Source organism: Streptomyces sp. NPDC091972 (assembly GCF_044756385.1).
Taxonomy (GTDB): Bacteria; Actinomycetota; Actinomycetes; order Streptomycetales; family Streptomycetaceae; genus Streptomyces.
Map to the genome: position 1 here is coordinate 323479 of NZ_JBIVSV010000006.1, position 11117 is coordinate 334595.

8 protein-coding genes are annotated in these 11117 nt (G+C 71.9%); 5 read left to right on the forward strand and 3 right to left on the reverse strand.

Annotated features, from left to right (window positions below):
* Positions 1-248: 248 nt before the first annotated feature.
* Positions 249-1130 carry a (2Fe-2S)-binding protein gene (locus tag ACIQJT_RS20435; protein ID WP_402645323.1) on the reverse strand — a complete coding sequence of 294 codons (882 nt, stop codon included), beginning with the start codon at positions 1128-1130 and terminating at the stop codon, positions 249-251.
* Between the two features lie 162 nt (positions 1131-1292).
* Between ACIQJT_RS20435 and ACIQJT_RS20440 the strand changes: the two genes are divergently transcribed.
* Positions 1293-2135 carry a GntR family transcriptional regulator gene (locus ACIQJT_RS20440; RefSeq protein WP_402645326.1) on the forward strand — a complete coding sequence of 281 codons (843 nt, stop codon included), beginning with the start codon at positions 1293-1295 and terminating at the stop codon, positions 2133-2135.
* 566 nt (positions 2136-2701) lie between these two features.
* Here ACIQJT_RS20440 and ACIQJT_RS20445 read toward each other — a convergent pair.
* Together ACIQJT_RS20445 and ACIQJT_RS20450 are read right to left on the reverse strand one after the other, a co-directional pair.
* Complete coding sequence (locus tag ACIQJT_RS20445) at positions 2702-3475, reverse strand: hypothetical protein (RefSeq protein ID WP_365458122.1); 774 nt, start codon at positions 3473-3475, stop codon at positions 2702-2704.
* A 127-nt stretch (positions 3476-3602) separates the two neighbouring features.
* A complete protein-coding gene (locus ACIQJT_RS20450; protein WP_365458125.1) occupies positions 3603-5276 on the reverse strand; it encodes a PucR family transcriptional regulator ligand-binding domain-containing protein in 1674 nt (557 codons plus the stop codon).
* A gap of 344 nt (positions 5277-5620) precedes the next feature.
* On the opposite strand from ACIQJT_RS20450, the gene ACIQJT_RS20455 reads away from it, so the two are divergent.
* The 4 genes from ACIQJT_RS20455 (at position 5621) to ACIQJT_RS20470 (ending at position 11098) form a co-directional block, all read left to right on the forward strand.
* The gene (locus tag ACIQJT_RS20455; protein WP_053850491.1) at positions 5621-6511 is read left to right on the forward strand and encodes a xanthine dehydrogenase family protein subunit M; all 891 of its coding nucleotides are present in this window, start codon (positions 5621-5623) and stop codon (positions 6509-6511) included.
* Positions 6511-7077, forward strand: a complete 567-nt coding sequence (locus ACIQJT_RS20460) for a (2Fe-2S)-binding protein (protein ID WP_402645330.1) — start codon at positions 6511-6513, stop codon at positions 7075-7077. Before ACIQJT_RS20455 ends, ACIQJT_RS20460 begins: the two co-directional genes overlap by 1 nt.
* A gap of 1 nt (position 7078) precedes the next feature.
* Positions 7079-9469, forward strand: a complete 2391-nt coding sequence (locus ACIQJT_RS20465) for a xanthine dehydrogenase family protein molybdopterin-binding subunit (RefSeq protein WP_402645333.1) — start codon at positions 7079-7081, stop codon at positions 9467-9469.
* A gap of 171 nt (positions 9470-9640) precedes the next feature.
* On the forward strand, positions 9641-11098 hold the full coding sequence (locus ACIQJT_RS20470) for an NCS2 family permease (protein ID WP_365458137.1): 1458 nt from the start codon (positions 9641-9643) through the stop codon (positions 11096-11098).
* The last annotated feature ends 19 nt before the right edge of the window (positions 11099-11117 follow it).

Here is an 11117-nt window from a genome sequence, read left to right on the forward strand (position 1 = left end):
GGCGTTTTCGGGGCAAGAGGCCGCCAAGGAAGTGCAAGGGGTTGCCCAGGGCGGCTTTCTGCTCGAACTGCCGCTTGAGGGGCGGGAGTTGAGTTCGAATAAGACTACCCGTACGGGTGGTTCCACGGAAAGTTCCTGCGGCAGGTGAGGAAGTTGTGAATCACCTGTAACCGAACGGGCGTCCCAGTCGGCGTTGATCTTACGGGACGCGGACCGGGGGTCCGCGCCGGGGGTCCCCTGAGGGGGCATCAACTCGCGGCGGCAGCCGTCAGCTTGGCGATCCGGTCGCTGTCGCAGGTGCGCGGACAGGTGACACAGGTGTCGTCCGGGGCCAGCGTGTAGTATATGCAGCAGCTCACCCGGTCCCGGGTGCGCAGCGGCCGGCCGTCCGGACCCGCGAGCACGCGGAAGGCCGGGGAGCCGGCGTACGGCTTCGTCGTCCCGGGCAGCAGAAGCTCCAGGGCGTGCTCGGCCCGGCGCTTCTCGTGCTCGCCGAGGAGCTCGGCGACGTACCAGATCCCCTCGACGATCTCGTCGGTCACCATGCCCCACAGGGCCCTGCCGCGGCGGCGCATGCGCGGGCCGAAGGCGGTGAGGAGCGGCTCCATGTGCTCGGCGATCGCGTCCCGCAGCTCGGCGCGCAGGGTCTCCTCGTCACGGACCGTGTACGCGCCCGGCAGGCCCGCCGCCGGGTCGTCCGGGAGGCAGGCGAAGGAGCCGGGGTGGACCGCGAGGGACATCGGGCCCCGGGTGCGGTCGTAGGAGACGTGGGTGACGGGGTAGCGGGGGACCCGGCGGTGCAGGAACCACGGGGCCGTGAACAGGAGGCAGGCGGGCCAGGCGTAGCGGTGCAGGCCGAAACCGGCGATCACGTCCGGGCGGCCCTTGCGGGCGTTGTCCCTCAGGACCTGCTCGTCGTCCCAGGCGAGGAAGGCGTCCAGCGCGGTCGCGCTCCCCGCCAGGTCGGCGGCGGTGACCCAGCCGTCGGTGGCCGGGAGGGGGGTCTCCGCGGGCAGCTCCGTCACCGTGAGCATCGGCAGGGCCTCGGTCAGGCGCGCGTAGGCGGCGGTGAGGGCCGAGGGTGCGGCGGTACGGGGTGCCGAACGGGGGGTGGTCAGCGGTGCGGGCATGCGGGGCCACCGATTCGCGGTCGTCTGGACTCTGAGGTAAGGCTTACCTTACCCAAGATCTTCGGGATTTGAACTGGAGCGTTCTGCGCCTAAGGTGCTTGACGGGTGAGTAACAACCTGCCGTTAATGACCCCAAGTACCGACACGTCCGGAGGAGGGCCCGTGAAGCAGGGTGCGCAGGGCTCCGCCGGGACGGAAGGCTCCGCCGGGACGGAAGGCTCCGCCGGGACGGAAGGCTCCGCCGGGACGCAGGGCGACGGGCGGGAGGGGGGCCGAGGTGTCGGCGCGGTACGGGTGCCGCCGCAGACGCGGGCCCGTGTCGGGGAGGATGCCGCGGCGCGGGGCGAGCACACCCACAGCGAGGTGCCGATTCCCCGTCCCGTGGTGCAGCGGGCCTCGGTGCGGGGGCAGATCCTCGACGCCCTGCGGACGGCACTGGTCGCGGGAGACCTGCGGCCCGGTGAGGTCTACTCGGCGCCCGCCCTCGGAGAGCGGTTCGGGGTGTCGGCGACGCCCGTGCGCGAGGCGATGCAGCAACTCGCGTTGGAGGGTGCGGTCGAGGCCGTCCCCAACCGCGGGTTCCGGGTGGTCGAGCGGGGGGCCCGCGAGCTGGCGGAACTGGCCGAGGTGCGGGCGCTGATCGAGGTGCCGGTGGTGCTGCGGCTGGCGCGGAGCGTGCCGGTGGAGCGGTGGGCGGAGCTGCGGCCGGTGGCGGAGGCCACGGTGCGCGCCGCGTCCTCGGGGTGCCGGGCGACGTACGCGGAGGCGGACCGGGCGTTCCACCGCGCGGTGCTGCTGCTGTCGGGGAACGAGCAACTGGTGCAGATCTCCGAGGACTTGCACCGGCGGTCGCAGTGGCCGCTGGTCGGTGGCCTGGCTTCGCGGGGGCGGGCGGATCTGATCGCGGACGCGGCGGAGCACACCGCGCTGCTGGACGCGTTGATCGCGCGGGACTTGGATGTGGTGCGGGTTTTGGTGGGCGGGCATTTCGCCGGTGGGGGTTGATGGTTGGGTGCGGGTGCGGCTTGGTGGGGGCGGGCGTTGTGCGCAGTTCCCCGCGCCCCTGTAGATGCCTGCGGCGGCCCGTCGCTGCCCGGTGGGGGCGTGCGTAGCGCATACGGCCCGGTGGGTGGGTCGGTGCCGGGGTGGGGGGTATCCGTCCTCGGTCCGGCGGCTCGGCCCCTTGAGTAGTGCTCTGTAACGGACGCCGGCCGCTGCGGGCGGACACCCCCCACCCCGTCCCCTCACCGCCGTACGCGTCTGCACGAGCGTCCACATGACCCACTCAGGGGCGCGGGGAACTGCGCGACCGGCCACGACGAACCCGCACCCGCCCCACGACAGTCCATGGCAGGCGGTGCGGCGAACGGTCCGTCATGGCGTAGGTGCCTGCATCTCCCCAGGGGCGCGGGGAACTGCGCGACCGGCCACGACGGACCCGCACTCGCCCTACGACAGTCCGTGGCAGGTGGTGCGGCGAACGGTCCGTCGTGGCGTAGGTGCCTGTATCTCCCCAGGGGCGCGGGGAACTGCGCGAGCGGCCACGGCGGAGCCGCGGCCGTCCCGCGATCTCACGCCGTGGCCGCCGGTGGGGTCAGCTGGCGGGCCAGCCACGTGGGTACGCCGCCCAGCAACCGGTACAACCGCCGCGCCTCCTCGCGCAGTCGGGACGCCTCCGGTTCCACCTCCGCGTCCGCCAGCGAGGCCAGTGCCGGAGCCGTGCCCACCAGGTAGCCCAACTCCTCCCGGATCCGCAGGGATTCGGCGAAGCCGTGCCGGGCCTCGGCCAACTCCCCTTCCCGCAGCGCCAGTCCGGCGAGGTGCCGCCAGGTGAAGGACAGCAGCAGGGAGTCGGACTGGGCCGTGGCGCCCGCGTGGGCGCGGCGGTAGGCCGCCCGGGCCGCCTGCGGGGCGTGCGTCAGGTTCTCCGCCAGCAGGCCCCGGCGGAAGTCCAGCAGGGCCCGCCCCTGCGCCCCCGGAGGGATCAGCGCCGCGGCGCGGCCCAGGGCCGCCCTCGCCTCGTCCGACCGGTCCCGGACCCCGTGCAGGGTGGAGGCGTACGCAAGTTGCCCTCGTTCACAAGCGGCCGCCCCCCGTTCCTCGTCGCTGTGGGCCAGCGCCTCGGCGGTGCGCAGCGCGTCCTCCGCCTCGGGCCAGCCCTGCTCCGTGTACAGGCAGCGTTCCACCAGGAGTGCCGCTCGCTGCAGGGCCGCCTGCGCGGTGACCGGTTGGAGCAGGGCGGCCGCGTCGGCCCAGCAGGCTCGCGAGCGCAGCCGCCATACCGCGGTCTGGAGTGGATCGTCACCGGCGGTCGTTCCGTTACCAGACATGGCGGTATGCGCCACGTTGCCCTCCCCGAGCGCGCCGTCGAGCTTTGAGTGGTGGCGGCATCTCAGCACGAAACGACGGGCCCGGCCAAGGGGGTGGGTGAAGGAATTCACAAAGTCGTGGGAGTCCGGGCGCCCACAGGTTTCAGCTCATCCGCAGCGCCAGGAAGAAATCCAGCTTGTCCTCGAGGCGCGAGAGGTCCCGGCCCGTCAACTGCTCGATCCGCCCGACGCGGTAGCGCAGCGTGTTGACGTGCAGGTGGAGACGGGTCGCGCAGCGGGTCCAGGAGCCGTCGCAGTCCAGGAAGGCTTCCAGGGTGGGGATCAGCTCGGCCCGGTGGCGGCGGTCGTAGTCGCGCAGCGGGTCGAGGAGCCGGGCCGTGAAGGCGCGGCGCACGTCGTCGGGCACGAACGGCAGCAGCAGCACGTGGGAGGCCAGTTCCTGGTGGCCGGCCGCGCAGACCCGGCCGGCCCGGGCCGCCGCCACCCTGCGGGCGTGGCGGGCCTCCTCCAGGGCGCCTCTGAGGCCCTCCGCCGAGTGCACCGACGCGCTGACGCCCAGGGTGACCCGGCCGTCGTGGTCCAGGCCGGCCGACAAGGGGTCCCGGACCGATTCCAGGAGGGCGTCCGCCAGGATGCCGGACTCCGAGCCGTCGTGCTCGGCCGAGACCGCGGGGAGCGGGACCAGCGCGATCGCCTCGTCACCCGTGTGGGCCACCGCGATACGGTCGGAGGGCTCGGGGCCGGTGGCCGCCGGGTCCACCAGGATCTCCTCCAGGAGGGCCTGCGCCATCGGGCCGCCCTCCAGCTCGCCGCCCTCCCACTCCACCCTCGCCACCACGACCTGCCAGTGCGGGGCCGCTCCCAGACCGGGCAGGAGCACCGGGGCGGCGACCCGCAGACGGGCGGCGATCTCGGCGGGCGCCGCTCCCGTCTGGACCAGCTCCAGGACCTCCTGGGCCAGCCGGCGGCGGACCGTGCGGGCCGCGTCCCTGCGGTCCCGCTCGACCGCGATGAGCTGGGTGACGCCCTGGAGCAGGTCCAGCCGCTCCTCCGGCCAGTCCCCGGCGTCCGCCTCCACCGCCAGCAGCCAGTCGGACAGGACGGTCTCGCGCACGTCCCGGGAGCCCTGGGGGGAGCGGCCGCTGCTGCGGACCGGGAAGAGGGAGTACGCCGACGGGCCGAGGGTGACCCGGTGCGGGCCCCGGCGGCCGGTGCGGGCCGCCGCCAGGTGTTCGGCCGCGAGCTTCGCGCAGGTGTCCGCGGGCAGGCCGGGACCCGCCACCTTCGGGCCCGCGATCAGGCGGCCGGTCGGGGAGAGGACCCAGGCGCGCAGGTCCAGGTCGGAGCCCAGGAGGTCGAGGACCACGTCCGGGCCGCCGCCCGCCGGGCCCGACGTCATCATGCGCCGGTGTCGGTCCACCACGGCCGCCAGGTCGCCCGCGCGCTCGCCGGACACCTGCCGCACGACGTGCTCGGTGATCGTCGCGAAGGCCACCGACTCGTGCACCGCGAACAGCGGGAGGCGGTGCCGGGCGCAGGCGACGACCAGGTCCTCCGGGACGGCGCCCAGCTCCGCCTCGCCGGCCGCCAGCGCCACCACGCCGGCCTGCACGAGGAGTCGTACGAACGGCTCCGAGTCGGCCGCGTCCCGGCGCCAGGCGAGGCCCGTCAGGACCAGTTCCCCGCCCGAGAGGTAGCGGCTGGGGTCGCGCAGGTCGGTGGTCATCACACCGCGCACGGTGCGGTCCAGTTCGTCCTCGCCGCCGAGCAGCCGCAGGCCCAGCGCGTCGGTGTCCAGCAGTGCGCGCAGCCGCATTCTCGTCGCCGCCGTTCTTTGTCTCGAAATCTACGATGGAGGAGGAGTCCGGTGGAGTGGGGAACGGCCGCTGCCGCCTCCGGAGCTGTGTCCCAGGTCACGTGGGCTGTGTCGCACGTTTCCGCAGGAAAACATGGAGGTTACTGAGGACCTCCGTTCATACGAATCTACAAGATGACGGTCCCGACCAGCCAACTCCTTCATGGTTTCCGTGACTGACCCCGTCGGAGTACGCCGCTGTGTACTGACCCCACTCCACGTGAACAGCACATGAACGAGCCGGGCCCGCCGCACACGATCTGGCTCGATCCGTACGACCCCCAAGACGAAGAAGAGAGCCGGTCATGGACTTCCTTCGCCCCGCCAGTTGGGAGGAGGCGCTCGCCGCCAAGGCTGAGCACCCCACAGCTGTGCCCATCGCGGGCGGCACCGACGTGATGGTCGAGATCAACTTCGACCATCGGCGTCCCGAGTACCTGCTCGACCTGAACCGCATCGGCGACCTCACCGAGTGGGAGGTCGGCGAGGACACGGTGCGGCTCGGCGCCTCGGTGCCGTACACCCACATCATGGAGCACCTGCGCGGTGAGCTCCCGGGACTGGCCCTCGCCTCGCACACGGTGGCCTCCCCGCAGATCCGCAACCGCGGCGGTGTCGGCGGCAACCTCGGCACCGCCTCCCCGGCCGGAGACGCCCACCCCGCCCTCCTCGCCGCAGGCGCCGAGGTCGAGGTCGAGTCGGTGCGCGGAACGCGTCGCATCCCGATCGACGAGTTCTACACCGGCGTGAAGCGCAACGCGCTGGCCGCCGACGAGCTCATCCGCGCCGTGCACATCAAGAAGGCCGACGGACCCCAGCAGTACTCCAAGGTCGGTACCCGCAACGCCATGGTCATCGCCGTGTGCGCCTTCGGGCTCGCGCTGCACCCCGGGACGCGGACCGTGCGGACGGGGATCGGCTCGGCCGCCCCCACCCCCGTGCGGGCCAAGGCCGCCGAGGACTTCCTGAACGCCGCTCTCGAGGAGGGCGGGTTCTGGGACAACGGCAAGATCATCACCCCTTCGGTCGCCAAGCAGTTCGCGGACCTGTGCGCCGCCTCCTGCAACCCGATCGACGACGTCCGGGGCACGGCGAGCTATCGCCGGCACGCGGTCGGCATCATGGCCCGCCGCACGCTGACCTGGACCTGGGAGTCGTACCGCGGCACCGCCGCCACCACGGAGGGAGCTGCGTAATGCGCGTCAACTTCACTGTCAACGGACGGCCGCAGGAAGCCGACGACGTGTGGGAGGGCGAGTCCCTGCTGTACGTGCTGCGCGAGCGGCTCGGGCTGCCGGGTTCCAAGAACGCCTGCGAGCAGGGCGAGTGCGGATCGTGCACCGTACGGCTGGACGGCGTTCCGGTGTGTTCCTGCCTGGTCGCCGCCGGGCAGGTCGAGGGTCGCGAGGTCGTCACCGTCGAGGGGCTCGCGGACCACGCGAAGCAGCGGGCGTGCGGTTCCCGCGGGACCTCGCTCCAGGACGCCCAGGACTGGTCCGCCAGGGGGCAGGACTCGCAGACCGGCGAGGGCACCGAACTGGCGCCGATCCAGCAGGCGTTCATCGACGCCGGCGCCGTCCAGTGCGGCTTCTGCACCCCGGGGCTGCTGGTCGCCGCCGACGAGATGCTGGAGCGCAACCCCAACCCGAGCGACGCCGACATCCGCGAGGCGCTGTCGGGCAACCTGTGCCGCTGCACCGGCTACGAGAAGATCATGGACGCGGTCCGCCTCGCGGCCGCCCGACAGGGAGAGGCGGTCTGACGTGTCCACTCCCAACGGCACCCCCACTAAGATCACCCAGGGTTCGAAGACCAAGGGCGGCATCGGCGAGTCCACGCTCCGCCCCGACGGCACCCTCAAGGTCACCGGCGAGTTCGCGTACTCGTCCGACATGTGGCACGAGGACATGCTCTGGGGGCAGATCCTGCGCTCCACGGTCGCGCACGCCGAGATCGTGTCCATCGACACGAGCGAGGCGCTCGCCCTGCCGGGTGTGTACGCCGTCATGACGTACGACGATCTGCCGACCGACGTGAGGAACTACGGTCTGGAGATCCAGGACACCCCCGTCCTCGCCCACGGCAAGGTCCGGCACCACGGCGAGCCGGTCGCGATCGTCGCCGCCGACCACCCGGAGACCGCCCGCCGGGCGGCCGCGAAGATCAAGGTCGAGTACCGCGAGCTGCCCGTCATCACCGACGAGGCCTCCGCGACCGCCCCCGACGCGATCCTGATCCACGAGAACCGCGACGACCACCACATCGGACACGTCCCGCACCCCAACATCGTGCACCGGCAGCCGATCGTCCGCGGCGACGCCGAAGAGGCCGCCAGGAAGGCCGACTTCGTGGTGAGGGGCGAGTACACCTTCGGCATGCAGGACCAGGCCTTCCTGGGTCCCGAGTCGGGTCTCGCCGTGCCGGACGAGGACGGCGGCGTCCACCTCTACATCGCCACCCAGTGGCTGCACTCCGACCTGCGCCAGATCGCCCCCGTCCTCGGGCTGCCCGAGCGCAAGGTGCGCATGACGCTGTCCGGCGTCGGCGGGGCCTTCGGCGGCCGCGAGGACCTGTCGATGCAGATCCACGCCTGTCTGCTGGCCCTGCGCACCGGCAAGCCCGTCAAGATCGTCTACAACCGGTTCGAGTCCTTCTTCGGACACGTCCACCGGCACCCGGCCAAGCTCTTCTACGAGCACGGGGCCACCCGCGAGGGCAAGTTGACCCACGTGAAGTGCCGGATCGTCCTGGACGGCGGCGCCTACGCCTCGGCCTCGCCGGCCGTGGTCGGCAACGCCTCCTCGCTGTCGATCGGGCCGTACGTCGTCGACGACGTGGACATCGAGGCCATCGCGCTCTACACCAACAACCCGCCGTGCGGCGCGATGCGCGGCTTCGGCGCGGTCCAGGCGTGCTTCGCCTACGAGGCCCAGATGGACAAGCTCGCCGACGCGGTGGGCATGGACCGGGTGGAGTTCCGGCAGCTGAACGCCATGGAACAGGGCACGATCATGCCGACGGGCCAGCCCGTCGACTCGCCCGCCCCCGTCGCCGAACTCCTGCGCCGCGTCAAGGCGATGCCCCTGCCGCCGGAGCAGCAGTGGCTCTCGGCCGGCGAGCAGGCCGACGTACGTCAGCTGCCGGGCGGTCTGTCCAACACCACCCACGGCGAAGGCGTGGTGCGGGGCGTGGGCTACGCGGTCGGCATCAAGAACGTCGGCTTCTCCGAGGGCTTCGACGACTACTCGACCGCGCGTGTGCGCATGGAGGTCGTCGGCGGTGAACCCGTCGCCACCGTGCACACCGCGATGGCGGAGGTCGGCCAGGGCGGGGTCACCGTCCACGCGCAGATCGCCCGCACCGAGCTCGGTGTCACCCAGGTGACCATTCACCCGGCGGACACCCAGGTGGGCTCGGCGGGTTCGACCTCGGCCTCGCGGCAGACGTACGTCACCGGCGGCGCCGTCAAGAACTCCTGCGAGCTGGTCCGGGAGAAGGTCCTGGAGATCGGGCGCCGCAAGTTCGGCTCCTACCACCCCGCCTGGGCGACCGCCGAACTGCTCCTGGAGGGCGGCAAGGTCGTCACCGACGCCGGTGAGGTCCTCGCGGACCTGGCCGACGTGCTGGAGGGCGAGAGCGTCGAGGTCGAGGCGGAGTGGCGGCACCGGCCCACCGAGGCCTTCGACCTGCGGACCGGGCAGGGCAACGGACACGTCCAGTACTCCTTCGCCGCCCACCGCGCGGTCGTCGAGGTCGACACCGAGCTCGGCCTGGTCAAGGTGATCGAGCTGGCCTGCGCGCAGGACGTCGGCAAGGCGCTGAACCCGCTGTCCGTCATCGGCCAGATCCAGGGCGGCACGACCCAGGGCCTGGGCGTCGCGGTGATGGAGGAGATCATCGTCGACCCGAAGACGGCGAAGGTGAAGAACCCCTCCTTCACGGACTACCTGATCCCCACGATCCTCGACACGCCGACCATCCCCGTCGACGTGCTCGAACTCGCCGACGACCACGCGCCGTACGGGCTGCGCGGCATCGGCGAGGCACCCACCCTGTCCTCCACCCCGGCCGTGCTCGCGGCGATCCGCAACGCGACCGGGCTGGAGCTCAACAGGACGCCGGTACGCCCGGAACACCTCACGGGCACGGCCTAGCAAGTCCCTCCGGGCGGCACCGGGAACGTCACACTTCGCCGCGCCGCCCGGAGTACCCCGTTCGTTCGTCTCGGGCCGTCCCCCGGGTCGTGCGGCCGCAGCACCTTCCCAAATCCCGCAGCCGCCGAGGCGGTTGACGGGTGCCCCTGTGAACCTTGGGAGTAGGCCCACATGACCCAGCAGTCACTGGAGCCGGCGACCGTCGCCGACGACGCGGGAGAAGGCACCCGCGTCCCGGCCGGCAGGTCCTGGCTCGACCGGTACTTCCACATATCCCGGCGAGGATCCACGGTCGCGCGTGAACTGCGCGGCGGCGTCACCACCTTCATGGCGATGGCGTACATCCTCCTGCTCAACCCCCTGATCCTGTCCGGCAAGGACGTGGCGGGGGACACGCTCGGCCAGAAGGCGCTCATCACCGCGACCGCGTTCGCGGCGGCCCTCACCACGCTGCTCATGGGCTTCCTCGGCAAGGTGCCGCTCGCCCTCGCCGCCGGCCTCTCCGTCTCCGGCGTGCTGTCCTCGCAGGTCGCGCCCGCGATGACCTGGCCGCAGGCCATGGGCATGTGCGTGATGTACGGCGTGGTCATCATGCTGCTGGTCGTCACCGGCCTGCGCGAGATGATCATGAACGCGATCCCGCTGGCCCTCAAGCACGCGATCACCATGGGCATCGGACTGTTCGTCGCCCTGATCGGCTTCTACAAGGCCGGCTTCGTCCACCAGGGCAAGGCGACCCCGGTGACCCTCGGCCCGACGGGCGAACTCGCGGGCTGGCCCGTCCTGTTGTTCGCCGTCACCCTCCTCGCGATCTTCATGCTCCAGGCCCGGGGCATCCCCGGCGCCATCCTGATCGGCATCCTCGGCGGGACCGTCCTGGCCGTCGTCCTCAACGCGGCCGGAGCCGTCGACCCGAAGCAGTGGGCGAGCGGCGCCCCCGAACTGCACGGCAGCGCGGTCTCCATGCCGGACTTCTCGATCTTCGGGAAGGTCGAGTTCGGCGGCTGGGGCGAGGTCGGCGCGATGACCGTCGGCATGATCGTGTTCACGCTGGTGCTCGCCGGGTTCTTCGACGCGATGGCCACCATCATCGGCGTCGGCACCGAGGCGAAACTCGCCGACGCGCAGGGCCGGATGCCGGGCCTGTCCAAGGCGCTGTTCATCGACGGCGCGGGCGGGGCGATCGGCGGAGTGGCCGGCGCCTCCGGGCAGACCGTGTTCGTCGAGTCGGCCACCGGAGTGGGCGAGGGCGCCCGTACCGGCCTGTCCTCCGTCGTCACCGGCCTGTTCTTCGCGGCCTGTCTCTTCTTCACCCCGCTCACGGCGATCGTGCCGGGCGAGGTCGCGGCCGCCGCCCTCGTGGTCATCGGCGCCATGATGATGATGAACGCCCGCCACGTCGACTGGGCCGACCGCGCCACCGCGATCCCGGTCTTCCTGACCGTCGTGGTCATGCCGTTCACCTACTCGATCACCGCGGGTGTCGCCGCCGGCGTCATCTCCTACGTCGCGATCAAGGTCGCGCAGGGCAAGGCGCGGGAGATCGGCGCCTTCATGTGGGGGCTGACGGCGATCTTCCTGGTGTACTACGCCCTCCATCCGATCGAGAGCTGGATGGGCGTGCACTAGCAGCACGAACGCACCCGTA

Bases quoted from the DNA above. Each gene is read 5' to 3' on its own strand.
- ACIQJT_RS20435 (WP_402645323.1), bottom strand. From the start codon at position 1,130: ATGCCCGCACCGCTGACCACCCCCCGTTCGGCACCCCGTACCGCCGCA.
- ACIQJT_RS20450 (WP_365458125.1), bottom strand. From the start codon at position 5,276: ATGCGGCTGCGCGCACTGCTGGACACCGACGCGCTGGGCCTGCGGCTG.
- ACIQJT_RS20455 (WP_053850491.1), top strand. From the start codon at position 5,621: ATGGACTTCCTTCGCCCCGCCAGTTGGGAGGAGGCGCTCGCCGCCAAG.
- ACIQJT_RS20460 (WP_402645330.1), top strand. From the start codon at position 6,511: ATGCGCGTCAACTTCACTGTCAACGGACGGCCGCAGGAAGCCGACGAC.
- ACIQJT_RS20470 (WP_365458137.1), top strand. From the start codon at position 9,641: ATGACCCAGCAGTCACTGGAGCCGGCGACCGTCGCCGACGACGCGGGA.